Here is a 26836-nt window from a genome sequence, read left to right as displayed (position 1 = left end):
CATACTCGTGTCAAATTGTCTGGGTATTAAGAGGAACAAGTTAACCTCTGCTTTGGCTTTATCCTGATGTCTGCAACATACCCGCGCACGCTGCAAACCGCGCTTCTCTTTGATGAAACGGCCCCTCTGCCATCGATTGATTTCGATTGGCAGGAAGTGATCGATTGCGTCAACGAGGCGCTTTTCGGCTATAATAAAAAAGCCTCTGGCCTCAAACTTCCTGAGTTTGAAAACCAACGAACAGCTGGTGATAAAGGAATGGTGATCGGCAACGGTCTCTTCCAAATCCACGCCATTTGCCACGAGGCCCCAGTGGCCTCAGCCAATTTTACGCAGCTACGCGCCTCGCCAATTTATGCCGATATGCAACCGCATCTTTTGCGGATGCTCGGCAGCCATACCTGCCACATTTCGATCAAAGTGACGCACTGTGCCGGTCCAATTTCGGGCGATTCCGCTGGTTCTGACGCTGCTGGCGCTTCGGATGATATGGGCCAAACCGAGGGTCAATTGACGTTTGAAGCGCGTCTTTTTGTCGCCAAGACATTTGCATGGGTTCTGGCCGATCTTGCGGCTCCGCTCTTGGTTCATTGGGGCCAGTCGGATCAGCTGTACCAAAACGATCACTTCCTGCGTGTGGCCGAACCAGACATCCCGTTGATACTGTATGTGCATCCTGTGCTGTTTTCTTCGGGCACAGTTCATGACGGTGAAATCCTCACGGGTCTACGCGGGTTGGGCAGCCAGCATGTTTTGGGGGGCAAAGGTGTAGTTCTGGCCGAAAACCCATACCCTTGGAACGAAAGCTACGAGATCATGCTCGCCTTTATCACCTATTGCCGCCAACTGGGCCGCGTTTTGAATGATAGTGAAACCTTTGGCCGTCGCACGGACGAAAAAATCCGCGTTGTGCATCACAGTGGGGACACAAACGTACCGTCGGGCTTTGTACAGCTGGTGGTCGGCAATGCGACGGCAACACCCAAATTCACACCCAAAGCGGCGCAGTCGACAGCAAAATATAGTCGCGCTGGTGCGGTGCTGTGGCTTCCATTCATCGCGGGGGTCGGGATTATGGCTGGTGCAAGCCTTGGTGGTGGCGCCGCCCAAATCCTAGAAGCTCTCTCGAGCACCATCCAATTGGCCGGTCGCTAGAGCAAAATGGGGGCAGGGCGGCACAACGCCGCCCCATCCAAATCTTTATGACATCACGTCTGTCAAAGCGGCATCAACACCCGCCGCGACATGATCCAGATCATCAGTGGTCGAGATCAGCGCAGGCGAGAAGCACAACGTGTTGTTGTACCCCGGAAGCGACCGGTTCGTGGCACCAATGATGATGCCCTGCTGCATGCAGTGACCGACAACTTTCTGAACGAGCGCTTCGTTCAGCGGCTCGCGTGTCTCGCGGTCCGCAACCAGCTCTGCACCGCAGAACAGACCCTTGCCGCGCACGTCGCCGATGACCTGATGCTTTTCCATCAACTCGCCCAGCTTGCCCATGAAATACTCACCCATCTTTGTGGTGTTCTCGAGTAGACCTTCTTCTTCGATGATCGCCATGTTTTCCAACGCCGCCGCGGGGCCAGCAGTACAACCACCAAAGGTCGAGATGTCGCGGAAATAACCCATTGGATCGCTGTCGTCTTTGAACATCTCAAAGACTTCTTCGGTCGTGACACAGCACGAAATTGCGGCATAGCCCGATGCAACACCTTTGGCCATTGTCACCAGATCAGGCTGGATGCCGTACTGCTGATAACCAAACCACGTTCCTGTCCGGCCAACACCACAGACCACTTCATCGATGTGCAGCAGCACGTCGTACTTTTTGCAGATCTCTTGGACAGTTTCCCAATAGTCCTCTGGTGGCGTGATGACACCACCGCCAGCTGTGACCGGCTCGAGGCACAGCCCACCAACTGTCTCTGGGCCTTCGCGCAGAATGATTTCTTCGATCGCTTTGGCCGCACGAACACCGTAGCCTTCGCCGCCGCCGCCCAATTCGTCTTGGGCACGATACTCTAGGCAATGTGGAACCCGAACAAAGCCCGGAGTGAACGGACCGTACAGCGCGTTGCGCTCGTCCTGACCGCCAGCTGACAGCGTGGCGATTGTCGTGCCGTGATAGTCGCGGTCACGATACAGGATCTTGTTCTTTTTGCCGCCATAGCGCGTGTGCGCAATCTGACGGATCATTTTGAACGCCTTCTCATTCGCCTCAGAGCCAGAGTTCGCATAATAGACGCGGCTCATGCCTGGCATCTTTTCGATCAGCTTTTTGGCGAACTGTGCACCTGGGATCGATCCCGCAGTACCAGCAAAGTAGTTCATTTTGACCAATTGGTCGCGCACAGCATCGGCGATCCGCTCGCGGCCATAGCCTACGTTGACGGTCCAAACACCACCTGACACCGCATCGAGGTGCTCTTTGCCAGTGATGTCCCAAACCTTCATACCTTTGCCTTCGACGATGATGCGTGGATCAATCGCGGTCTCAAAGGGTTTGTGCTGGATCAGGTGATGCCACACATTAGCGCGGTCTGCTTCGATGATCTCTGAGGGATCATTGACTTGGAATGGGACGTTCATTGCGGGCTCCAATGGCAAGAGTGAAACAAAGGGTGGCACGATTGCGAATCTGTTCGCACGTCGTCGACTGTACGACCAAATTGCAAATCGGCCAAACCTAAGGTTAGGGCCAGTGACCTTATCCCGTTAGGTCCAGTTCGACGGCTTTGCCCCTTAAATCTGGGCCAGAACACTGGAATGTAGAACGGTTTTGTCCGATGACCTTAGCCGCGCTGCCAGACTTTTACTGCCTCAACGGGATAGAGCAGCATCAGAACGTTCAACGCCAACCCGTCACGGATTGCATAGATAACAACGACTTCTGCGATAATAATGATCAAAACACTGGCCCAGACGGGTAATGTCTTGAACAACCAAAACCCCAGAAACATCGCTGCAATGTCCGCCCTGGAATTGACGATGCTGTCGCCATAGTAGTCCAGTGCGATCGTTGCCTCGCGGTAGCGATTGATGATTGCATCGGTGTTATCGACAATTTCCCACGCGGCTTCGACCAATGTGGCGATCGCCAGCTGCCAGCCCATCGGCACGCGGCGCGCAAACAGCCAGAGCGCGGCGTAAAAGATGAAGCCGTGCAGGACGTGGCTGGGCGAATACCAGTCAAAGAGATGTTGCGAGCCTTTGGAGGTTCCTGTCTGAAAATAGAACAGCTTGATCGTGCCGCATTCGCATATCGTTGCGCGGCCCATCCCCAGCAAAATGACTGCAGTTGCCAGAACAATGCCAGCGGTGACCCAATGCGAAATCAAAATACGTTTCATGTATGAACAGCGTCACACCACAGCCCGTTCTGTCTAGTCTGAAAAACCTGACCCCCAGCGCGTGATTTGCGCATTGGTTTGCGGCCTTGTCATTCGATGTTACCCGCCTCAAACTGCAACCAGAAAACGGGGAGCTCTATGGCAAACGTTCTGATCTACACCGCGCATCCGGGGCGTCGGTATTCTCACGTCAACACCGCCCTTGATGCCGCAGCGTCTGCGACCGATGCGACCTGCGTTGATTTGATGGCCGACTATCCGCGTCACAATATCAATGTGGAACGGGAACAAGAGCGGCTCTTGGCCCATGACACCATTCTGTTTCAGTTCCCGCTGTTTTGGTATTCCACACCGTCGATCATCAAAGAATGGCAGGACCTCGTGCTAGAGCACGGCTGGGCCTATGGATCAAACGGGACCCAGCTCAAGGGCAAGACCATGATGTTGGCGATCACGGCTGGTGGATCTGCAGATGCTTATGGCAAATCGGGCTACAACCATTTTGATCTGCGCATGTTTCTGACCCCGCTAGAGCAAACCGCACGGTTGTGCGGAATGACCTTCTTGCCTCCGTATGTTCTCTTTGGTGCGCTTGGTGCAGAAAAAACTGACCTGCTTGCCAACCATGTGGCGGGGTACACCCAGCTGATCAACGGTCTGTGCAATGACACTTATGATCGCGCGGCGGCCGCGAAAAATGATCTCATCTTTGCCGACACCATCCCCGATTTGGTAAAAGGATAGCCCAGATGGACAGCTTGCTCTTTCTCGCGTTTCTGTTTCTCGCAGCTGGCGTTATCGCGGTGCCGATTGCCTCGCGGCTCGGTCTGGGATCCGTGCTTGGGTACTTGATTGCCGGTATCGCCCTCAGCCCTCTTTTAGCTGCTCTGAATGTCGATGTTGTCAGCATTCAGCACTTTGCCGAATTTGGCGTCGTGATGATGCTGTTCCTCGTTGGGCTCGAACTCGAACCCAAAATGCTGTGGAACATGCGGGGCAAGCTTTTTGGGCTTGGCGGTCTCCAGGTGGGTCTAACGATGCTGGCGGTCACCGCGATTTCGATGGCGCTGGGCTTGGCCTTCAGCTTTGCGATCACAATCGGCATGGTTCTTGCCCTGTCGTCGACCGCGATTGTGCTGCAGACGCTCAATGAAAAAGGGCTGATGAAATCAGACGGCGGCCAATCGTCGTTCTCGGTTCTGTTGTTCCAAGACATCGCGGTTATCCCGATGCTGGCCTTTATCCCATTGCTCGCAGCACCTGACTTGATCGAGATGTTTTCGGCCGAAGCTGCTGACGCGGCCCACGGTACAGATCACGGTACAGATCACGGTGCAGATCATGGCGCCGACCACGGCGACGGACATGACGATGGCCACGACGACGGTCACGGGCCATCCGAGCCCGGAATGATCGAACAATTGCCGGGGTGGCAGCGCGGACTGGTCACGGTTGCCGCGATTGCCGCGGTGGTTCTGGGGGGCAACTTTCTCACCCGTCCGATCTTTAACTTTGTCTCGCAGGCAAAACTGCGCGAACTCTTTACCGCGACCGCATTGATGATGGTAATCGGCATTGCTGTTCTGATGACATTTGTCGGCCTGTCGCCTGCGTTGGGAACATTCCTTGCGGGTGTCGTGCTCGCCAACAGTGAATACCGCCACGAACTAGAGAGCGACATCGACCCGTTCAAAGGTCTGCTCTTAGGTCTCTTCTTTATGACCGTCGGTGCGGGCATCAACTTCCCGCTTTTGGCGGCGAACCTTTTGCCAATCGTCGGCATGACATTTGGTCTCATGGCGCTCAAGGCTGGGATCCTGTTGATCCTTGCGTATATCTTCAAAATCCGCGGTGGTGACAAATGGCTCTTTGCGCTCAGCTTGGCTCAGGCTGGTGAATTCGGTTTTGTCCTGTTGTCCTTTACCGTCGCCAACGAAGTGCTGCCCGCGTCGATTGCCGACCAACTGCTGCTGGTTGTTGCCCTTTCGATGCTGCTGACGCCTGCGCTATTCATTCTTTATGATCGTGTGATCGCACCACGCTTTGCTGCATCGCAAAGCCGTGACCCAGACAAGATTGACGAAAAGGGCTCTGTCATTATTGCCGGTCACGGGCGCTTTGGCGGCATCGTGAACCGCGCGCTTTTGGGGGCAGGGTACGAGACTGTGGTCCTTGACCATTCGTCTGCTCAGCTCGACATGGTCCGCACATTCGGGATCAAAGCGTTCTTCGGCGATGCCACACGCCCTGATCTTTTGCACGCCGCTGGTATCGAAAACGCGGCTTTGCTCGTGGTTGCGATCGACAACAAAGAACAAGCCACAGAACTGGTTCATTACGTTCACAAAAATCACCCGCATGTGAAAATTGTCTGTCGCGCAATGGACCGCGGTCATGTCTACGAACTCTACGCCGCAGGGTGCCGCCAGATCATTCGAGACACGTTTGACAGTTCCGTGCGTGCCGCGCGCTCGGCCCTCGAAGAACTGGGTGTGCATCCCTATGCCGCTGAACGTGCGATGCGCGGATATGTCGAACGCGATCTGATGGCTTTGCGCGATCTGGCCGAGCTGTTTGATCCGAATATCCCGATGCATGAAAATGCGGCCTTTGTGGAAAGGGCCAAAGTCTTGATGGCCGAGCAAGAGGCGGAAATGATGGGTGAGCGCGAAGAACATCTCACCCGCTCAGAGCGCGGCTGGAAACATCCATCAGGGGACAATCCCAGCGTCGAAGAGTTATGATGTTGTCTACGCGCGCGGCTTAAGAGGTCATTCATTTATATCGCGTATCGATAAGTCCAGAACAGCTGGACGAGGTTTCGGATGCGGTATTTCAGGCGGGCGATGATTGGGTGGATGATGCTTTGCGGCACTGTCCCGTTGGCTGATGAAATCTCGCCTGTGACCCTCGACCCTATTACACATCAGCGGGCTAGTTTGCGGCTCGATAACGGCACGCAGCAGGTTACGCTTAGCCCCGCTGAACTCGAAGAATTGGAAACATACCGGATTTCAACATCGACCCCGTGGCGGGCCATTGCGGCTGATTTTGATGGTGTCCTACTGCGCGACGTGCTGGCGTTAAATGACATGCAGGACCTCGATGCTATTCGGGTTCTGGCGGAAAATGACTATGCGGTTGAGATCCCCAATTGGGTCTGGCGCACGCACCTCGTCCTGATCGCGACCCGCGTCGATGGCGCACCACACAAACGCCGTGAACGCGGTCCATTGCAATTCGTTATGCTGCATGACGCCTACACAAACGACCCCGCAATGAGCGAGGGATATTGGGTTTGGATGGCTGCCGCGATCGAGCCTGTGGAATAGCCCGCAATATGGATGACAGCCCCGCTTCTTCGCGTTTCTTTGTCTTGCTCTCTACGCGGCTCGGCTCTCGAGTGGCCGCAGGCGTGGCGATCCTGATCCTGATTTGCATGGGAATTGGCGGCGCTTTCAAGGTCCAAGCCGCCCTAAAAGAAGTTGCCGCAACCCGCGCAGTGTTCGAAGTGCCGATCATGCGTGAGGGGTTCATGGCGATGAACGATATTGATCGGCTAAATTCGGTCGTGCAACAGGCCAAGGCATCAGGCAGCATTTCCGCCGCAGATCGCGACGCCTTTGAATTCGCCATTGATTTATTGGTCGTACGGGTTGGATCTTTTGAACGGCTTGTTCGCACTAATCCAACCCGCGCCACTAGCCGAGCATATGATGCGTTGGTCCATGCCGCTGACCGAGCAAATCAAGAAACCCAAGATGGCTTTCGCGGCCTCTTCACCTTTGCAAACGATTTTCTAGAACTGGCCTCGGAAGCACGGGTGGCGCTTGTGTCATACTTGGACAATGCGCGGCATTTACAGACCGACGCTTTAGAACGGCAATCTCAAATCCTGTTTTCTCTGACCCTTTTTCTCATCACACTTCTGATCGGCATGACGCTCATCGGGACCTGTGCGATCTTGTTGTTGCGCCGCGAAGTCGCGCTGCGCCATGGACGAGAGCAGGCCGAACGCCGTGCCGACTATCTGGCTCATTTCGATCTACTAACGGGCCTCCCAAACAGGCAAAAGTTCCAAGAACATCTTGATGATCAACTCGCTCAGATTGCGCCGATGTCCATGCTTCTCCTCGATCTGGATGATTTCAAAGGGATCAATGATACCTACGGTCATGCCGCTGGGGACGCCGTCTTGCGCAGGTTCGCTGAACGGCTCAGTAAGCGGGTGACGTCGTATAACGGTCTGGCTGCGCGATTGGGCGGGGACGAGTTTGCAGTAATCCTGCCTCAAACCGATCCAGCGACCTTGCGCCGTTTTTGCGGCGAGTTCGTTCAAGATATGGAAAGGCCAATTCGATGTGACGGCCTGTCATTGCTGGGCGGTTTCTGTCTTGGTCTTGCGACGAGCAAGGCCGTTTCCAATGGCAAGAATCTAACAGCCGAATGCCTGTTGCGCGCAACCGATATCGCTCTCTACGAAGCAAAAGAGGCGGGGCGAGGCGCCTATAAATTCTACGACGCATCCATGGAAAAGCGAACGGCAGATCGGCGGGCTCTGCTCGATGCGATCCCCAAAGCGCTCGACGCCAAAGAGTTCTTCGTCGTCTACCAACCCAAAATCAATCTCGAAACGCTCGAGGTGTATGGCTTCGAAGCGCTCATTCGTTGGAACCGCGACGGGGTGGTCGTCCCACCTGAGGAATTCATCCCCCTGGCCGAAGAGCATCACCTGATCAAAGAGCTCGATCTCTATGTGATGGAACATGCGGTACAGCAGCTTGTTGATTGGAACCGCGGCTCGTCCGCACCTCTTTCTGTCAGTGTTAATTTATCGGGGCTTCATTTCGTCAACGCGCGGATCGTTGACCACGTCAGGCGTATTCTCAAAGAGACCAATCTGCCGCCTCACTTGTTGACGCTAGAGATCACCGAAACCGTGTTGCTGGATGATTGGACAAGCGTCAGCAATGTGCTTGATCAGTTGCGCGAACTTGGCCCCAAAATCTCTCTGGATGACTTTGGCACAGGATTTTCCAGCCTCGCTTATCTGCGAAGCATCGCCGCCGACGAGTTGAAAATCGACCGGTCCTTTGTGACTGAACTCGTGCAATCCCAAGAGGCGCGCTTTGTCCTCGATGCTGTCGTCGACATTGCCCGCGGTCTCGGGATGACGATTGTAGTCGAAGGCATCGAGACTGACGCACAGGCCGATATTGTCCGCGATTTTGGGTGCCACAATGCCCAAGGGTTTCTCTTTGGTGGCCCCAAGGATGCGACCACCACCTTTGACCTTTATCTCTCGAACAGGACAAAGTTGGACCGGGCGGGTTGATGGGCTTGCGACCTTGGTCGGCTTTTGCGAGATTGCGGTGACCCGTCCCCGCCAAGCAAAGCAATTTTTTGATGTCGCAGCCTTCATATACCTCGACGTTTCCCCGCATCGCGTCTGTCGGCGTAGCGGGCGCTTTGGTCACCTTTTCTGACAGTTTGTCCGAACCGGTCAACCGCTCGGCGATTGCGTTTCAACGGGCGGTCGAGACGTCCAATATCATGGGTTTGATGGAAGCCTCGAACACGCTGACATCGGTCTTCGTGGGCTTCGACGTAACTGAAACCGATTTTGCGACCGTACAGGTCGAACTGGAAACGCTCCTTGGGAGGCAAGACTGGACCTCACAGCCGCAACCTGATGGCCGCAAACGTTGGACGATCCCAATGACGATCGATGGCGACGCGGGCCCTCAATGGGAAGAAGCCTGCGCCTTGGCCAATCTTTCAGATGCGCAGGCCCGCGAGATGATTGCCACAACTGAACTCCGGGTTCTGACTCTGGGTTTTGCACCGGGGCAACCCTATTTGGGCGAGCTTCCACCAGACTGGAACATCCCGCGCCAGACGGCCCTGACTGGTGCTGTTCCAGCAGGTGCGGTTGTCGCCGCGATCCGCCAGATCACCGTGTTCCACAGTCCCGCGCCTACGGGGTGGCGCCAGATTGGGCTGACCGCCGTTAGGCTGTTTCAACCCAACGCGCCCGAGCCGTTTTCCCTACGGGCTGGCGATACAGTGATCTTTGATCTTGTCCCTCGTGACCAGCTAGAGGCGATGCGCGCCGACCCAAATAGCAACGGCGGCGCACGCGCCGTATCGACACCATGACAGCGCTGCTCGTTCGATCAACTGGTGCAGACGTCAGCATTCAGGACTTTGGTCGCGTCGGTCTTTTGGGCCAAGGCGTTTCGCGTGGCGGTGCCGCTGACATGCGTGCGCTGCATGAAGGGGCCGCGCTGTTGGGTCACACGCCAGAATGCGCGGCACTTGAAATGCCGGGCTTTGGTGCGACATTCGAGGCAACTGGTCCAATGAGGATTGCGCTGACGGGTGCCCAGATGCGCGCCACGCAGAATTGTCGGCCAATCCCGCCCAATGTCAGCATCCCAGTCGAAACTGGCGATATCTTGAATATCCAAGGGGCGACCGCAGGGACCTATGGCTATCTAAACGTTGGCGGTGGGTTCGACGTTCCGGAAATTCTGGGCGCACGTGGGGCGCATTTGCGGGCCGGACTTGGGGTCGCGATCCAAACAGGCGACAGGTTGCCCATTGGCGATGACCCCCACGACGACACGATGCAAACCCTGACACCTGAACCACGCCTTGCGGGTGGGGCACTTCGCGCGGTGCACAGCATACAAACCAACCGGTTTTCACCCTCTGATTTGTCTCGCTTTCAGGCGACAGCATTTCGCCGCGATCCGCGTGCAAACCGAATGGGTTTGCGCCTGGACTATGATGGCGCACCTTTCACGGCGGCTGACCAATTGAATGTCCTGTCCGAAATCATCGTGCCTGGTGATATTCAAATGACGGGCGACGGCACGCCCTATATTCTGATGCCCGAATGTCAGACGACGGGCGGTTATCCTCGCATTGGGACGATCATCCCTAGCGATTTGCCCCGCGCGGCCCAAGCACCCGTGGGCGCGCCCCTGACGATTCAGTTTATCGCCCTCACAGAGGCGACCGAGATTGAACGCCGCACCGCGCGCGAGCTTGCCCATCTGGCCGGCACCCTTCGTCCACTTGTGCGCGACCCCCATGACATCCCCGATCTGTTGTCGTACCAATTGATCGACGGCGTCATTTCAGGAAAGCGAAGCAAATGAGCATCTCGGTCGATCTTAATTCAGACATGGGTGAAGGGTTCGGACCTTGGACCATGGGCGACGACACCGCGCTGCTCGATGTTGTGACCTCGGCCAACATCGCGTGCGGCTTTCATGCCGGCGATCCGGATGTGATGGCCAAGACTATGCGCACGGCCGTTGAACAAGGCGTCGGGATTGGCGCACACCCGGGGTTTGCCGACCTACAGGGGTTCGGGCGCAGACGTCTCGATTTGCCCTTGGCCCATTTGCAAAATGCCGTCCGCTATCAGTTTGGCGCAGCCCAAGCGATGGCGCGTGCCGCTGGCGGGGCGGTGCGTCATTTCAAACTGCACGGCGCGATGAGCAATATGGCCTGCGAAGATCACGATATGGCCCGTGGCCTGTTCGAGGCGGCTCTTTCGATCGATCCTGATGTCATCATCATGGGCCTCGCTGGAACCGTTATGGAAACTGTCGCGCGCGACCTTGGATGCCGTTGGGCAGGCGAAATTTTTGCCGACCGCGCCTACAATGACGATGCAACCCTTGTGGACCGCAGCGAACCTGGCGCGGTGTTGCATGACCCCGCAGAGGTCACTGACCGGATTGTTGAAATGGTCCGCGCAGGTGCGATCATCACAGCGTCTGGCAAACATATTCCAACGTCGATTGAGACAATTTGTCTGCATGGCGACACCGCCAGTGCTGTGGAACTGGCCCGCGCGACACGCGCTGGGCTGATAGCTGCCGGTATAACGGTGGCCGCTTTTGATGGCGCGCCAATCCCCGCATAGGACCTGAAGAACATGAAAATCAAATGGTATGGTCAGGCGGCTTTTCGTCTGCTCCCTGATACGGGGCCAACAATTATCACCGATCCCTATACGCCGGATGTTGTCGGCTATGCGCCGATCATGGACCCCGCAGATTTGGTGATCCGCAGCTCGGATGATGACACCGCCCATTGCCGGTCCGATCTGATTTCTGGCTCGCCCGAGGTCGTGAACGGTCTCGAGGTTGCGAAATCCGGCGGCCCAGTTATCGCGGCTGGCGTTACCATTACGGCTGTTGAGGCCGCTGAATGCGATGACCATCCGGATCATGACGTTCCGGGCAAATCGGGCATGTCGAAATTTACGCTTGATGGGGTGACCTGTGCGCATATGGGCGACATGGGCAATGATGTCACCGATGCCCAAATCGCGTTCTTCGAGGGCACCGATGTGCTCTTTGCGTTGACGGGTGGACACCCGACCACCAGCCTGCCGGACCTGCAACGCATCATCGAGCATGCGCGCCCGCGCTTGATCATCCCGATGCACTTTCGCACGCTGACGTACAAACCGCGCAGTCAGTTCTGGGTCGAGACTTTTCTCGATCTCTACGACGATGATCAGATTGATTTTGCGCTTGGATGTGAGGCGGTTGTCACCGCAGGCAGCTTGCCAGACAGCACCCGCATTCTTGTGCTCGATTACGCCCGCGCGAACGGCGACTAGTAATCTTTTTCGAAAAATAGTCCCAAACTGGTGTTGCCATCCGATCCCAACGTGCCCTTGGCCGTCAGAGATGACGATATGTCTAGGTTCAGGTTGATCTCGGTGTTGCCGTCCGATCCGACCGTGATATCTGTATAAACGTTCTCTGAAATATAGGCGCCGGCGCGCATTGCGGCGTTGCCATCTTCATCGGTCGTGACGTCAAAATCATCCAACCCGAAACTGTCGCGCAATGTGCCCGCGACCCCGCCGCCACGTCCGGCCAAGGTTGATACCGCGCCAGCCAATTGGATCGCTTGCAAAGGCGAGATTTTGTCGAGCGCTCGACCGAACAACAGTTGGGCCAACACTTCGTCCTCTGGCAATTCGGGGGACGAGGTAAATGTGATCTCGGGCGCGCCAGCCGGTCCTTCTAGGATCACGCCAATGGTCAATTCATCACGTTCGGTTTCGGCCACAAGCCGCAAAAAGGCATTGAAATCGCCCTCCAGCGTGGCTGACCCCTCTGTCAGATCAAAACGCTGGCCCAAGATTGTGAACCGCCCACGAACCAGACTGAACTGCCCTTGTGGGACCACTTGGTCGGTCGTGCCGCCCACCCGCAATTGACCGCCCAGTTCAGCATCCAAACCACGCCCTCTAATGAAAATCCGGCTTGGGGCAGAGATCGTCAAATCCAGCCCCAGCGGCCGACCCGCCGATCCGGCACCTTGATCTGTCTCAACAGTCCCCAGACCTGCCCGATCCTGGGTCGTTTTTAAGGCCGTCGATGCCCCGACATGGGTGATCTGTGGCAATTCGCCAATGCCGCCAAACCCGCTGGTTGGGATTTGCACATCGACCTGTCCTAGCGTGATCAACCCGGCCAGAACACCGCCATTCGTGATGGGTCCTCGCAGCTGCAAATCGGCATTGGCGCGGGTCTCATAGAGAGCCGGATCGCGCAGCAACAGGTCTTGGAGCGTGACTGTCAGGTTTGCATCATAGGGCGCACTCAGGGCGACAGGGCCGCCTACATTGACGCGCCCGCCTTTCGCGACCGTGCCATCCATCGCCACCTGAGCCCGTCCAGAATTAAGCGTGATCGTTGCGTCCAAATTCTCAATCGCATTGCCCAATGTCGGCGCGGCAATACGTGCGTCGGTCGTCGTGATCTGCCCAGAAACTGATCCCAGTTCAGCCGCACCATTCACCCCGATATCAAAATTTGCAGTGCCGGAAATGCGGCGAGGCTCGATAGCGCGATTGGCGATGGCGAGAGGGGCCGTGCCGGTTGCGCTCATAGCCAGCCGTCCGTCCTCAAACACTTGGCCGCGCACCGCTGCATTGTTGCCTTGTGGGCCGTCCGCCGTTGCATTGATGATCAGTGTGCCGTTGCGTGTCGCAGCGGTTCCAGAGGCGGTAACTGCACCACTGATTTCGTCCGTGAACACTCCGATGTCGCGCAACCGCGCCTCGTAGGTGGCCGATACATCTGCACCTACGATCCGTGCATTGGACGTCAGACTTAGGTTCGGGGTCGCTGCATCCAAATTGGACAGGAGCAACCGACCACTGGCATTTCGCTGTATCCGCGCCGTGACGCGTCCTGCACCACGCAACAATTGGTCGACTTGTGGAACGCCAATGCCGACCGATGTTGTGCGCAGATCAACATCTGCGTTTGTTGTCAGATCACGCAATTCGCCGGTTGCGGTGACATCCATCACCGCAGCACCACTTGTGTTTTGTCCGGCCATTCTGGCAAAGGCGCGCAAATCTTTGGCGTTGATTGTTACGTCTACATCGTAGGATTGCGCAGTGTCGCCTGCCACGCGCGCTTGGGCCGTCACGCCGACGGCGGGCGTCACAGCGATCAGGTCTTGGATCGTGATCGCACCGGATGCGCTATGCTCTATCGTGGCCAAAATGCTTCCTGCGCCGCGCAGGATGGGGTCAATTTCGGCGCTGCCAATGACTAGCGTTTCGGTCGTTCCAGTGACGGTCGCACGCAGTGCTCGGTCTTCTAACGTGCCGGTGATCTGCGTCTCGATGCGCGCCGCGCCTCCAATGTCGCGACCTGCAATGCCAGAGAATACGCCTAGGTTGTCGACCATCAGCGTTGCGCTTGCGGTGGTCGGTTGCCCTTGGTCGCTGGGGCCAACGCGACCACTCACCACGGCGTCTAGCCCGCCCGGACCTTGGGCGGTGATATTCGCGTCGATGGCGCTTGCCGCATCAACATCGACGTTGCCCTGAACCGACAGTGGCCCAATCAGCCGTGCATCAATCAATGATGTGTCAGACACGCGCCCGTCAAATTGCGCGGTGCTGCCGTCGCTGGTCAACGTCGCGGTGCCTTGGGCCGTGATGCCAGATGTGGCGACCCGCAAGGTTTCGATACGTGTGCTGGCTGTGTCTCGCGTGGCGTCGACCACAACCACGCCGCGTCCCGCGAGCAATGGATCCAGCTGCGCGATCCCCAGTGTCAAATCCCGCGTTGTACCGGTGGTTTTTAAGTCAAACCCACCGTCGAGCGGCGTGATGTCTCCTACGACTTTCAGGTCTGCAGCACCGTTCAATTCCAGCCCAGTCAGTTTCGACAGTCGGGCCAGTTCAGCGACCTGCGCCGTTAGATCTAGGTTGATCGGCTCGCCTTGGGTCACTGTCCCGATCAACGCGCGACCTTCGGCGCTCAACCCGCTTGCTGCCAATGTCAGGCGCTCGATTCTGGTGCCTTCACCTTCGACGGTGACAACATCAATATCACCGGCAACGGTTGGCCCAATCATCTGTGCCATTGCCACATCGGCCATTGCAATGCCGCTTGCGAAATACTGTGCCTCGGCTGTCACGCGCCCGATAGCACCACCGTCACCTTGGGTGATCGTCCCGCTGCCGTTCAGCGCGATCCGGTCGATCATGATCCCCAGTCGGTCAAACCCTTTGATCTCGAACGCGCCGGTCCAACCTTCATCGCGGCCCGCATTAAATTGGACATCCAGATCGACGGATTGCACGCTCATTGGATTGCCCGCGACAGGCAATGTCACGGCCCCGCCGTTGGGTTCGGCAATTTGCCCGACCAACGCGAAATCTTGCGGCCATCCTTCGGCCGACAGCCGACCCTGACCGCGCAAATCCACGGCGCGCGTGCGCAGCGTGAAATCATCGAGCAGCAGAACCCCATCCGGCAGCTGCTGTCCCAAAAGACCCAGCCGTACGTCGTCACCAAAGAAGGGGCGATATTCTGGTGCAAAGAACCGTGTGACATCGCCGCCCAGATCAACGGCGACCTGTGATGTACCTGTCTCGACAGATCGCAATGCGACGGTGCCGGTGACACGTTCAAGGCCATCAGATCCCAACGCGATGTCGGCGTCATAGTCACTGAGCGGGCCTTCACCCACGATTCGCAACCGCAGGGCAGGTTGATCGGGCAGCCCGATCATCCGTGCGGCGATCCCACCTTGACCTTCGCTGGCATCCAAGTCCAAGGCGAGGAAGCCGCTTTCGTTGTTATAGAGCCCTTCGATTGCGAACAGCCCGCGTTTGTCATCGACACGTTCGGCGCGGATCACTGTCGAACCTTCGCCGCCTTCCAGCGCGATCCGCCCCTCTAGCGTGGCGGTCATAGGCTCGCCCAATAGGGTCGGACCGATCTCGATCCGGTCGGCGCGCAGGCTTTCGATGTTGATCGCAACAGGCAGATCGGGCAACGCAAAGGGCACGGCCTCGGCACGAGGCACATCGACCGCGTCTGACGTCGGAGCACGCAACAGCTGGATCAGTGCCGCGCTTAGCTCGGTTACTTCGACCCGCCCGCCCAGCAGCGCAGAGCGATTCCAATTCAGCGTCACATCTTCGAGAACCAACCATTCGCCCGCATCGTCAGCGATGCTTAGTCGGGTCACAGTTGCGATAGAACTTAGCGCGCCATTAAAGCCGTCGACACGAACCACGCGGCCCGCGTCCGACAGATTGTCCTCGATCAGGCCTGTTAGAAAATCAATATCCCGCTCTTCTGCAGCGTTGTCTTGGGCCAACAGCGGGGCAGGGGCCAGCAACGCACAACATAGGATCAGGGCCCGCATCAAAACGCCTGCCCGATGCCGACGTAGAACTGGACGCCGTCGCCGTTGCCGCTGACAGGGGTCGCCACATCAAACCGGATTGGCCCCAGTGATGTGTTGTAGCGGATGCCCAGACCTGCGCCTGCATGGCTGTCATCCCCATCGGGGAAGCTGTCCTCGCCGATCATGCCGTAGTCATAAAACCCCACCAAACCAAAGCTGTCGCTAATCTCGTAACGCGCCTCAAGCGAGGCGCCGACATAGCTGCGCCCACCTGTGGTGTTGGTGCCGTTCACAACACCCAACGATTGATAGCTATGTCCGCGCACCGTACCGCCGCCGCCAGAATAGAACAGAAAATCTACGGGTGCTTCGCTGATTTCAGGACCAATGACCGATCCGAACTGGCCGCGAAACGCCAAAACAGTTTTGTCCCCAACGGCGCGGTAGGCGCGACCGTCCAGCTCAACCCGCATCCCGTGCTGGGATCCTGCAACGCCAATGAACGGCATCAAATTTGACCCCAGATAAAACCCATCGCGTGGGTTTAACGGGCCATCCCGCCGGTCCCACGTCAGATTAAAGGGTAGCGTCAAGAACTGGAAACGGCTCTCGCCGTTGGCATCACGGTCGACGCTGGCAATATACCCGATGCCACCCTTAGCCGTCAGATTTTCTGTGACGATCCGAGTGCCCAAAAACTCTAGGGTGACGCCGCGCGAATAGAAATTTGGCTCGTTTAGCTCTTGGAATTGGGCCAGCACATTCAGGTCAGTGTTCGTGCCAAAATGTGCGGGTCTGCGGTACGTCGCGGTTAGCGTGGTATCTGTCCCACCCGTGTCACCGCCGATGCCTGCGATCTCGGCCTCAAGTCTTAGGCGCTCTGCGCCGCCGCGGAAATTGCGGCGCATCCAAAATCCCGATAGCGTCAGGCCTTCGAGCGACGAGATTTCGCCGCCAAAGCCAAAGCGCCGTGGCGTTTGTTCCACCACCTGAACCGTCACCGGCTGGGTGCCGTCGCTGCCAATTCCGTCGCCTTCGATCACAGCAACAGATTTAAACGCACCAGTGCGGCGCAGCCTGTTGGTAGCGCGGTCAATTTCAACCGGACTAAAGGTCTCGCCCTCCGGCAGACCCGCAATCCGCCGGACGCGTTCGGTCCGGACGTCGACGTTGCCCTCGACACCCAGCTCACCAAATCGCAGGCGTGGACCGGGGTCGATTTCGATTGCGACGTCTAGCTTGGCCTCGGCATGTTGTGCGGTGATCTGCTGGCCCGATACTTGGGCCTTAGCGTGGCCCGCATCCCGCCAGCCATCGACCACGGCACTGGCCGCATCGCGCACCGATCCCACCTTGGCCGTCTCGCCCGTGGCAAAGGTTTCGGGAACAACGGTTGCGTCCTTCACAGGTGTCACGTCGGCCCGCCCGAATTGGAAACGCCGCCCGCGATCGATTGTAATTACCACATCTGGCACAGTACTCAACCGCTCGAACGGGGACAACCCAGCCGCCTCGCGGCCATTCACCATGATCGACACTGTGCTGCTGTAATATCCATTGGCGTATAGTGTCGCGACCACCCGTGCATAATCTGCCTGTGCGGCGGCAACAAAATCCTGCGGTGATGCATCTGACGCATCGTCGTCCTTTAGAACATAGAGCAGTGATGCGGCGCGAATATCGCTGCGCAAATCATCACTGGCATCACCCACATCCAAAAGGATCGATTGCCCGACTGCCGTTTGCGCCAGCACGATCAGCCCCAGCCCAAGTGCGACGCTTTTGATAAAATGATGTGCCACGACGGCCTTTCGATCAGCCCAGTTTTTATCCCTGTTGGCGAAATTCCGGCCTAGTGTTGGACCGCCCAAAGGTTTGATCTGCCCATGCAGGGACAACCCAAGACCTACAAGACATGAACCGTTCACATCTGCTTTGGATTGGCAAATTTTCGAAAAAAAATGCAGCACTCGACTTACCCCTGAAAACCCTCCAGAAATTACTCCATGTTTGAAGGGTTTGACACGTTTGATATCGCCTTGGGCGAAATTACGCTGCATGGGGTGCGCGGGGGCGATGGCCCTCCGTTGCTGCTGTTGCACGGGTATCCGCAAACCCACGCGATGTGGCACAAGGTGGCACCTGATCTGGCCCGTGATTTCACTGTTATCGCGCCTGATTTGCGCGGATATGGCCGATCATCCAAACCTGTGACGGATGCTACCCACAGCCCCTATTCGAAACGTGCAATGGCGGCGGATATGGTGACGCTTATGGCGCAGTTTGGCTTTGATCAGTTTGATGTCGGCGCCCATGATCGCGGCGCGCGCGTCGCCCACCGTTTGGGCATGGACTATCCTGACGCCGTGCGGCGGATGTGCCTGCTGGACATTGCGCCAACACGTGAAATGTACGCCTCGACAGACGACGAATTCGCGCGCGCGTATTGGCACTGGTTTTTTCTGATCCAACCGCACCCGTTTCCCGAAACGATGATTGCGGCTGATCCACAGGCCTACCTGAACCACAAAACATCATCATGGGGCGCGGGACACAGCCATTTTTCCGATGACGCGATGGCGGACTATTCTGCCTGCTGGACGCCCGACACGATCCATGCCGCGTGCGAAGATTACCGCGCAGCCGCCACCCTAGATATTGACCACGACAACGCCGACGGGGATGCCAAGCTTACCTGCCCGTTGCACGTGCTGTGGGGGCAAAAAGGGATCATCGAACGTTGCTTTGATGCGCTGGCTCTATGGCGTTTGCGCGCAGAAACGGTGACGGGCCATGCGGTTCCCACGGGCCACTACATTGCCGAAGAACGCCCCGATCTGGTTCTGGCAGAGTTTCGCTATTTTTTTGATGCGTGTCGGAAATGAAGAGGACTCTGTCTTTTTGATCTAGCAGGTCGCACAGGCTCTGACATATGCTGTGGGCATGGAATGTTTGATCGACAATTTGCAGTACGCTAACTGGTCGGAAAAGATTTTTCGCCAGATGCGTCAAGGGGGCGTCGACGCCGTCCACGTCACAATCGCCTATCACGAGACGTTTCGTGAAATGGTTCTTCAGGTCGAACGTTGGAACCGCTACTTCGAACAGTTCCCAGATCTGATTTTCATGGGCCGCACGGGTGCTGATGTCCGGCTGGCCCGCGAAACGGGCCGCACCGCGATTTTCTTTGGTTTCCAGAACCCCAGCCCAATCGAAGATGACATCGGTTTGGTCGAAATCTGCCACACACTGGGCGCACGCTTTATGCAGCTGACTTACAACAACCAATCGCTGCTTGCGACGGGTTGCTACGAGGATGACGACACAGGTCTGACCCGAATGGGCAAACAGGTCGTGACCGAAATGAACCGTGTTGGTCTCGTGGTCGACATGAGCCACTCTGCAGATCGCTCCACGCTCGAGGCGATTGACCACTCGTCCCGCCCGATTGCGATTACCCATGCGAACCCCGCGTGGTGGCACCCCGCACGCCGTAACAAATCAGATGAGGTTTTGACCGCGCTGACCAAACGTGGCGGCATGCTGGGCTTTTCGGTGTATCCGCATCACCTAAAGGATGGACCTGCCTGCACGATTGATAGCTTTTGTGCTATGGTCGCCGAAGCTGCTGATCGCTATGGTGCACAACACCTCGGCATTGGAACGGATCTCTGCCAAGATCACCCCGACAGCGTCGTTGAATGGATGCGCGTTGGTCGGTGGAGCAAAGAAATCGACTATGGCGAAGGCTCTGCTGACAATGCGGGGTTCCCACCGATGCCGACGTGGTTCAACGACAACCGCGACTTTGGCCAGATCCGCTCTGGGCTTGAGAAAACAAATCTCTCGGCGGACGACATCAATGGTATCATGGGGAACAACTGGCTTCGCTTTTATGATGACAATTTTGGACCTGTTTGATGCTGGATCACGACACCATACCTGACCAAAAACCACTGCGCCCTGCGTCCACAGTGATGCGACTGCGCCGAATGGGGGCCATGTTCCCAACGCGGTTGTCTTTCTTGCGCAGCCTCATGCGGAAACTCTCATCTGATGGTGCAAAGCTGACCCGCCCCGTCTGGGACATTTGCGCCAACGGCTACGGCCACGCGGTCTACTCCATTGATCTTGGCGGTCATACGTATTCGCTGATTGCTGTCTCCAACAACCTTGATCCATCAATGCGCACCGACCGCGTCATCGCCGAAGCATGGGACAGCGCCTATTGCCTGTTTGACGGCATTCCAACTGACGCGGACATTGCACGCGTTGTGTCGCAGGCCCCGCTCCAAGAGGCGGGTCGCTTTGCCCCGACCGAACTGGTTCTAAGCCGCGCCAACAAGTCTGTTCGCCTCTTTGATCATGTGGCTCAGGCCTTGCGCGCAGGTGAACAGCCTGATCGCGATCTGATTGGCAAAACCGGTTATCTGATGCGCACGACTGCCGTCTACGGAAACGGGAAATTTGGCATTGCCGACCGCAGCCGGATCGCGGGCCGCGAGGGGCTCTCTGGTCCGTTCGCAGTCGAGATGTTGACGGTGTGGATGATCCGCAACTTTACCCATGATCTGGTCGAACATGTCGGGCAGGGGACGCTTGACCGCGACCTTAAACGCCATCTCGGTATCGGCAATTCCACGGGCCTTGGCATGGCGCCCTTCTTGGTGTCGCATCCGATGCTGCTGGATGCATGGATGCAGGTCCGTGAGACTGCGATCGCCCGCGTTCGTGCGCTTGAAACTCTCAGCACTGACAAAATAGAAGAGCTCTACGGCCTGTGTGAACGTGTCGCCCAGCATCTCGCCGAATGGCAGGTGCCCGACGAAATTGCACAGTCTCGGATCGACACGCTTCGCGCCGAATGGCCCGCCGTGGTCGCAATGATGACCCCAGATTTTATGACATCCCAGACTCCGCTTGACCGTTTGCTCGTCGCGACCGAACAGTGGTCCGTAGATACCCAAGAGCTTGTTGTCTCTATGTGCCTTGAGCCCTTTGGGGATCTGGTCGACGGGCTGTGCGACTGCATGTCGACGCCGTTCACCCCCGTGCTTGATCCACGCGCAGACTGTGCCGCGATCAGGGCTGATCTGGAAAACCATGCGCAATGGGCTCTGGATACCGACTATGCGTGCGACACGGGCTGCGGCCAATTCTGGTACGTCTCCGAAGAGAAACTGGAACCGCGCCTCGGCAACCGCCACGCCGAAGACGGCAGCGAACTCGAAAGCCCGCTCGACATTGGTCGCCGGTTCCAAGCTTTGCACACCGCACTTGATGGTCAAACCGGCCCTCTCGGGGCGTTTCTGGCAGACCACCCAGAACACCGCTTTGCCGCTCGCCGTATCCAGACGCTGGCGCGGCATCCTTATTCGGAAATTCGCGACAATATGATCGCGTCTGATTGCCTGCCGATTGACATGTTGCGCTGCAAGCTTTCGTTCTTTGGCGCGTCAAAGTTTGATCCCAAGTCAGACCGCTGGACACGGATCACATTGGCTCAGGGCGCACCGCTCCCCGATGAACTCGATGATGCTGATGACTGGTGGCTGCCCACCTTCGCCGGATGATTCGCTCGATGAGCGAAGTGTCGGGGCTTGTGCTTAAGGCTGCGCGTGGCGCGGGTTTGCCGTTGGGCCATGCCGAAGACCTCGCTGCTGCAACTGCCGATCTCACGGCGGTCGAGATGGGTCTGACCCAATTGCTGACGGCCCTCAATCGGGCGCAAGTTGGCTGCGCCTACGCAGCGCCCTGTGCGATTGACCGTGTAACGGCGGGGCTGGGGTCGGCGGTCGTCAAAGCGCCGAAATGCCCGCTTGTTTGGGACGCGCTTGTGACCCATGCCGCGCGATCTGGCCTGAATGTCTCGATCACTTGGTCTGGTGCGGACGCCACGCTTGTCGATACGGCACAGCCCGCATCCCCGCGCCCACGTGGTCCTGTTGATATCGATGATACGCTTTGGGCGGCCTTGTCGACGTTGGCGGCCAAAACCTATGTCCCCGCAACCGAGGCATCGCGCCTTGCAGGTGCGGGCGCTGGTTTAACCGACAACGACTAAGAGGCTCGCGCCATAGACCACAAACAGGTCACTTGGCCTCGAACGGATCGTTTGGATACCCGACACCAGCTAGATACAATCCTTGAGGTGGCGACACGGGCCCACAGGTGGACCGCTCACAGGCCTCTAACGCAACCCGCACGCGGTCAGGATCCCATGATCCCGCACCAACCCGTTCTAGCGTTCCGACAAAGCTGCGGACCTGATTGTGCAAAAATGACCGGGCTCGCACGTCAAAACGGTACTCGACACCCGCGTTGGTCTCGTGCTCCGAGATGTCCAAACGGTCCAAAGTCTTTACGGGCGATGCCGATTGGCAAATGCTTGACCGGAACGTCGTGAAATCATGTAGGCCAACCAAATGCGCAGCCGCCGCTTGCATCGCGGCGACGTCCAGCGGGTTCTGCACATGCCAAACCCGCCCGCGCAAATGGGTCATCGACGCACGGCGCGCGACCAGTCGGAACAAATATCGCCGCTCCACCGCCGAAAAACGCGCGTGCCAATCACCCTCTACAATCGCGCAATCGACAATTGCGACAGGCGCTGGCTTGAGATGGTAATTCAGCGCCTCTGACAGGCGAAACGCCTGCCAACCCCGCTCTAGGTCGCAATGCGCAACCTGCGCCAACCCGTGCACACCCGCATCCGTGCGGCCGGCGGCGGCAATCGTATGGGCGCGCGGCTCTAACTTGGCCAGTGCTGCCTCAATCGCCCCCTGAACCGAAGGCTGGTCCTTTTGCCGCTGCCATCCGGCAAACGGCGCACCATCATATTCAATTTTCAACGCATATCTGGGCATAGACGCGGCGTATTCCCCCCTGCGACCAAATTCAAGACCTACACAAGCCGCCCGCGCCCGCCTATCTTGTGTGCAACACAACGCGAAAGGACCAATTTTGGTCATAGGCACATTGGCAGACGGCATCACGCGCGGCATCGACAGCGTGACCTCGACACTTACCTCACCGATTTCCGATCCAGTGATCCGTCTTGGGGTCACGGGCCTGTCGCGCGCAGGCAAAACCGTGTTTATCACCAGCCTTGTTGCTAACCTGATGGACCGCGCCCGCATGCCGGGCCTGATTGCCACGCCTCGGATCACAGCCGCCTATCTGCAACCGCAGCCTGATGACACACTGCCGCGCTTTGATTTTGAGAACCATCTTGCCGAATTGACCTCGGACACGCCGGATTGGCCTGCGGGTACGCGCACGATTTCGGAATTGCGGTTGTCCTTGCGGGTCCAACCCAGCGGTCTCTTGGCCGGTTTCCAAGGGCTGCGCACGGTACATTTGGATATCGTCGACTACCCCGGTGAGTGGCTTCTTGATCTCAGCCTGTTGGACAAAGATTTTGCCACGTGGTCGGCCGAAACCCTCGCGCGGCTCGACATCCGCGCACAGGCCGAACATTTCAAAACGATCCTTGCCGCAACTGATGCGAGCCAGAACCTAAGCGAACCGACGGCCCAACGTCTGGCCGAAGCCTTTACAGGGTATCTGAACACTGCACGCGCTGATGGCTTTTCTGATTGCACACCGGGTCGGTTCTTGTTGCCCGGTGATCTTGCGGGCTCTCCGGTTCTGACCTTTGCGCCTCTGCCGGCGGGTGACAGCCCGCGCCGGTCGCTCTACCGCGAATTTGAGCGGCGCTATGATAGCTATAAACGCAACATCGTCAAACCGTTCTTTCGCGATCACTTTGCTAAAATCGATCGGCAGATCGTGCTGGTTGATGCGTTGGGTGCGATTCACGCTGGTCCGCCCGCGGTCGAGGATTTGCGCAGCGCTATGGCTGATATCCTGTCGGCGTTTCGCCTGGGCAAAAACGCCTTTCTCACCAGCCTGTTCAGGGGCAAACGCGTTGAACGCATCCTCTTTGCCGCGACCAAGGCCGATCATTTGCACCACGCCCAGCACCCCCAGTTGACTGCGATCATTGAGGGGCTCGCTCGTGATGCCCGCGACCGTGCTGATTTCGCTGGTGCCAAAACGGGTGCCATGGCGATTGCGGCGCTACGTGCTACGACCGAAGAGACCCGCGAGCATAACGGCGAAACGCTGGATCTCGTGCGCGGGACACTCACCAACGGAAAACGGGCGGCGTTCTATCCGGGTGCCTTGCCCACAGACCCATCCAAGCTGTTGGGCCCTGCGCGCGCGGGGGCCGAGACGTGGCTTGATGCGGATTACGAGGTCATGACCTTTGCACCAGCCAAGATCGACCTGAAACCGGGCGAAGGCCCGCCCCACATCCGTCTCGACAAAGCGGCGCAATTCTTGATTGGAGACCTCCTATGACATCCGCAAAGGGCCCCGTTCTGATTGATCTAGACGACACACCCAAATCAGCAGCCGCGGCCGAGACGCCAGCCACTGCGGCACCTGTGCCCGATCTGGTTCCAACCCGAAGCACTGCGATGCAGCAGGTCGCGACACTCGCGGCACGGCCTCGGTCCCGCTTGGCACGCTGGATCTGGACCTTGGCGACCGCATTGACCGGTTTCATTGTCAGCTTGGCGGCTTATGATTACATCACGACGCTCTTGGCGCGTTCTCCGGTTTTGGGGGGTATCGCTTCGGCACTGATGATTTTGCTTGTTCTGGTGCTGGCTTTGGCCACCCTGCGCGAACTCGCGGCCTTTGCACGTCTCAGACGCATCGACCGTATCCAAGAAGGTGCCAAGACTGCGCTGGCTGATGGCGATCTTGCAGCTGCACGCGCCGTCACAGCCCAATTGACACGCCTTTATTCGGGGCGTGATGACACCAAATGGGGCCGTGACCGTTTGGCTGAATACAGCCGCGATGTGCTGGATGCCGATACGCTCTTGGCTGCCGTTGAAACGGACCTGTTGGCCCCCATCGACCGCGCCGCTGAAAAAGAGGTCGAGGCGGCGGCTCGCCAAGTCGCGACAGTCACCGCGATTGTCCCGCTGGCTCTGGCCGATGTCTTGACCGCGCTCACGGCGAACCTGCGCATGATCCGCCGCATCGCCGAACTATATGGCGGCCGCTCTGGTACATTCGGCAGTTGGCGTTTGACACGCACGGTGCTCACCCACCTCGTGGCGACCGGTGCCGTCGCCGTCGGGGACGATCTGATTGGATCGGTTGCTGGAGGCGGTGTTCTGTCCAAAGTATCTCGCCGCTTTGGCGAGGGTGTTGTCAACGGTGCTCTGACAGCTCGGGTCGGGGTCGCTGCAATCGACGTCTGCCGCCCTGTTCCTTTTGCAGCATCCAAGCGTCCGTCTGTCACGGCTCTTGTGAAAAACAGCCTTACGGGCCTGTTTTCTAAGACCTCGAAAACTTTGGATCAGAGCAGCTAAGACAGCTTGCCCAGTGGTCAGATAATCGAGCCGCACACCAATGATGTCAGCAGCTTTGGCACCGGCGGAATGGTCGAGGCTGGAAACAACACGCGGTCGCGCAAAACAGGCAACCACCTGCTGTTCGACTGATATTGCGGGGTGAACGCCCAGCTCATCGCCTGATAAATACTGACGTGCCATTTTCGCGCCGCCGCATAGGTCGCACTGGCATCGCTCAGATCACTGGTTTCGACGGCTCGCGCCAGCGCCAACGCATCCAATAACGCCATGTTCGTCCCTTGGCCCAACTACGGGCTCACGCGGTGCGCCGCATCCCCGATGTGTACGACCTTGCCGTGAAATGGTCGCCGCATTGTCCCATGCCCATAACGCGCCATTGTCATCTGATCCGGCTTTTTGATTTGCGCCAAGAAAGGTGCCGCTCGGGGCCACAGGTCATGAGCTTCGGCTTTCCATGCGTCCAATCCTGCGTCCAGCCAGATCTGATGCGCATCTCTCGGCAATGACCAGAAAATCGCGGCCTTCTCGGTCGTTTCACCTGGCAAGCTGCCACAAGGCATGACACCGATCATGCGGTCTGCGCGGCGATAGCTCTGGCTCAATTGCCCGCGGGGCAAATCCGTGTCGACCCAATCCACGGTGCCCCAGATCGCACCATAGGGCAGAGGGCTGACCTGCATGTCCGACATTACAGAATTCACGCCCATCGCATCGACAATCAAATCAAATGGACCCATGTCCCGATTTGCCAACCGCACGGTTCCGCCGTCTACACCCATCACTTGTGCGTCTGAAACTAGGGTCAAATCGCGCGTCATCGCGGCATCCAACAGCGCCCTGAACAGGCTCGCGCGATGAATGGCCAGACCGAACCGAGGCCCGCCTTGGACATCATAGGACACATCCAGCATACGCCGCCCCGACGTCGCCTCGATCCCGAGCATCCGCCAAACGGGGTTGCCCTTGGCCCTTGCAGCATCACCAGCACCGAGCGCGTCCAAAACCATTTGGTCAACGGGTTGAATGACCAGACCTGATCCGACGGGGGCCGGTGTTTTCAACTGGTCAAACACTGTGACCTTGTGCCCCTGATCGGCGAGCAATGCCGCCGCAGCCAACCCTCCAATACCCGCGCCGCAGATCGCTATCTGGTATGACATCTTAAACCTTTGTTCATCTTCGGGCTCTTAAAAGCCGAAATTAATCTAGCTTTCCATAGGGTAAATGGTCCGTAAGGGTGGTATGCAAATAACGTATTTCAGAGACAAAAATACGCAAATTACATAAAATTCCACCTCTGGACGGGCCATGCACATGGGCCTATAACGCCCTCATGACCCAGAAATTCGGCCTGATTATTCGAATTATGAACGCGGCGCTCTG

General features: G+C 57.6%; 22 protein-coding genes. 15 read left to right on the top strand and 7 right to left on the bottom strand.

What is annotated here, in order from left to right; genetic code table 11:
- Positions 1–66 precede the first annotated feature (66 nt).
- Positions 67–1155 (top strand): hypothetical protein, encoded by a 1089-nt coding sequence (locus TR2A62_RS09125; RefSeq protein WP_009157976.1) that lies wholly within the window; start codon positions 67–69, stop codon positions 1153–1155.
- Positions 1156–1200: 45 nt separating this feature from the next.
- Here TR2A62_RS09125 and TR2A62_RS09120 read toward each other — a convergent pair whose 3' ends face one another.
- Entirely contained in the window at positions 1201–2592 is a 1392-nt protein-coding gene (locus TR2A62_RS09120; RefSeq protein WP_009159097.1) for an aspartate aminotransferase family protein, read from the bottom strand.
- Between the two features lie 203 nt (positions 2593–2795).
- Complete coding sequence (locus tag TR2A62_RS09115) at positions 2796–3353, bottom strand: DUF2585 family protein (RefSeq protein WP_009158322.1); 558 nt, start codon at positions 3351–3353, stop codon at positions 2796–2798.
- A 138-nt stretch (positions 3354–3491) separates the two neighbouring features.
- Between TR2A62_RS09115 and TR2A62_RS09110 the strand changes: the two genes are divergently transcribed.
- The 8 genes from TR2A62_RS09110 to TR2A62_RS09075 all read left to right on the top strand — a co-directional run bounded on the left by TR2A62_RS09110 (position 3492) and on the right by TR2A62_RS09075 (position 12000).
- On the top strand, positions 3492–4097 hold the full coding sequence (locus TR2A62_RS09110) for an NAD(P)H-dependent oxidoreductase (protein WP_009159855.1): 606 nt from the start codon (positions 3492–3494) through the stop codon (positions 4095–4097).
- Between the two features lie 5 nt (positions 4098–4102).
- Positions 4103–6097: a cation:proton antiporter gene (locus TR2A62_RS09105; protein ID WP_009160417.1), complete on the top strand. Its 1995-nt coding sequence runs from the start codon at positions 4103–4105 to the stop codon at positions 6095–6097.
- 81 nt (positions 6098–6178) lie between these two features.
- Positions 6179–6685, top strand: coding sequence for a hypothetical protein (locus TR2A62_RS17620; protein WP_009157306.1), 507 nt, complete (start codon positions 6179–6181; stop codon positions 6683–6685).
- A gap of 8 nt (positions 6686–6693) precedes the next feature.
- Positions 6694–8688 (top strand): bifunctional diguanylate cyclase/phosphodiesterase, encoded by a 1995-nt coding sequence (locus TR2A62_RS17615; RefSeq protein ID WP_009159198.1) that lies wholly within the window; start codon positions 6694–6696, stop codon positions 8686–8688.
- A gap of 71 nt (positions 8689–8759) precedes the next feature.
- On the top strand, positions 8760–9512 hold the full coding sequence (locus TR2A62_RS09090) for an allophanate hydrolase subunit 1 (protein ID WP_009160325.1): 753 nt from the start codon (positions 8760–8762) through the stop codon (positions 9510–9512).
- Positions 9509–10519, top strand: a complete 1011-nt coding sequence (locus TR2A62_RS09085) for a biotin-dependent carboxyltransferase family protein (protein ID WP_009158676.1) — start codon at positions 9509–9511, stop codon at positions 10517–10519. Before TR2A62_RS09090 ends, TR2A62_RS09085 begins: the two co-directional genes overlap by 4 nt.
- A complete protein-coding gene (locus tag TR2A62_RS09080; protein ID WP_009158044.1) occupies positions 10516–11295 on the top strand; it encodes a LamB/YcsF family protein in 780 nt (259 codons plus the stop codon). Before TR2A62_RS09085 ends, TR2A62_RS09080 begins: the two co-directional genes overlap by 4 nt.
- Before the next feature lie 12 nt (positions 11296–11307).
- Positions 11308–12000, top strand: a complete 693-nt coding sequence (locus TR2A62_RS09075) for an MBL fold metallo-hydrolase (protein WP_009157859.1) — start codon at positions 11308–11310, stop codon at positions 11998–12000.
- Here TR2A62_RS09075 and TR2A62_RS09070 read toward each other — a convergent pair.
- Together TR2A62_RS09070 and TR2A62_RS09065 are read right to left on the bottom strand one after the other, a co-directional pair.
- Positions 11997–16073, bottom strand: a complete 4077-nt coding sequence (locus TR2A62_RS09070; RefSeq protein WP_009158692.1) for a translocation/assembly module TamB domain-containing protein — start codon at positions 16071–16073, stop codon at positions 11997–11999. The two genes, TR2A62_RS09075 and TR2A62_RS09070, sit on opposite strands and share 4 nt — an antisense overlap.
- Positions 16073–18025 carry an autotransporter assembly complex family protein gene (locus tag TR2A62_RS09065; protein ID WP_009160362.1) on the bottom strand — a complete coding sequence of 651 codons (1953 nt, stop codon included), beginning with the start codon at positions 18023–18025 and terminating at the stop codon, positions 16073–16075. Before TR2A62_RS09065 ends, TR2A62_RS09070 begins: the two co-directional genes overlap by 1 nt.
- Positions 18026–18061: 36 nt before the next feature.
- On the opposite strand from TR2A62_RS09065, the gene TR2A62_RS09060 reads away from it, so the two are divergent.
- The 4 genes from TR2A62_RS09060 to TR2A62_RS18790 are packed head-to-tail and all read left to right on the top strand — an operon-like array spanning position 18062 to position 22119.
- On the top strand, positions 18062–18940 hold the full coding sequence (locus TR2A62_RS09060) for an alpha/beta fold hydrolase (RefSeq protein WP_009159589.1): 879 nt from the start codon (positions 18062–18064) through the stop codon (positions 18938–18940).
- A 58-nt stretch (positions 18941–18998) separates the two neighbouring features.
- A complete protein-coding gene (locus tag TR2A62_RS09055; RefSeq protein WP_040820539.1) occupies positions 18999–19976 on the top strand; it encodes a membrane dipeptidase in 978 nt (325 codons plus the stop codon).
- Positions 19976–21628 carry a hypothetical protein gene (locus TR2A62_RS09050; RefSeq protein ID WP_009157278.1) on the top strand — a complete coding sequence of 551 codons (1653 nt, stop codon included), beginning with the start codon at positions 19976–19978 and terminating at the stop codon, positions 21626–21628. Before TR2A62_RS09055 ends, TR2A62_RS09050 begins: the two co-directional genes overlap by 1 nt.
- 8 nt (positions 21629–21636) lie before the next feature.
- Positions 21637–22119 (top strand): DUF3726 domain-containing protein, encoded by a 483-nt coding sequence (locus tag TR2A62_RS18790; protein ID WP_009157943.1) that lies wholly within the window; start codon positions 21637–21639, stop codon positions 22117–22119.
- Positions 22120–22147: 28 nt separating this feature from the next.
- On the opposite strand, the gene truA is transcribed toward TR2A62_RS18790, so the two are convergent.
- Positions 22148–22921: a tRNA pseudouridine(38-40) synthase TruA gene (truA, locus tag TR2A62_RS09040; protein ID WP_009160759.1), complete on the bottom strand. Its 774-nt coding sequence runs from the start codon at positions 22919–22921 to the stop codon at positions 22148–22150.
- 97 nt (positions 22922–23018) lie between these two features.
- On the opposite strand from truA, the gene TR2A62_RS09035 reads away from it, so the two are divergent.
- A complete protein-coding gene (locus TR2A62_RS09035; protein WP_009159417.1) occupies positions 23019–24422 on the top strand; it encodes a YcjX family protein in 1404 nt (467 codons plus the stop codon).
- Entirely contained in the window at positions 24419–25450 is a 1032-nt protein-coding gene (locus TR2A62_RS09030; RefSeq protein ID WP_009160419.1) for a YcjF family protein, read from the top strand. Before TR2A62_RS09035 ends, TR2A62_RS09030 begins: the two co-directional genes overlap by 4 nt.
- A 17-nt stretch (positions 25451–25467) precedes the next feature.
- Here the strand turns inward: TR2A62_RS09030 and TR2A62_RS19130 are convergent, their stop codons facing one another.
- Positions 25468–25722, bottom strand: coding sequence for a hypothetical protein (locus TR2A62_RS19130; RefSeq protein ID WP_009157324.1), 255 nt, complete (start codon positions 25720–25722; stop codon positions 25468–25470).
- A gap of 18 nt (positions 25723–25740) precedes the next feature.
- Entirely contained in the window at positions 25741–26613 is an 873-nt protein-coding gene (locus tag TR2A62_RS09025) for an NAD(P)/FAD-dependent oxidoreductase (RefSeq protein WP_009158318.1), read from the bottom strand.
- Positions 26614–26836 lie beyond the last annotated feature (223 nt).

This window comes from Thalassobium sp. R2A62 (assembly GCF_000161835.1).
Classification (GTDB): domain Bacteria; phylum Pseudomonadota; class Alphaproteobacteria; order Rhodobacterales; family Rhodobacteraceae; genus Thalassobium.
The sequence above is the reverse complement of the archived record's forward strand: the minus strand, read 5'-3'. Positions and strand labels throughout refer to the sequence as shown.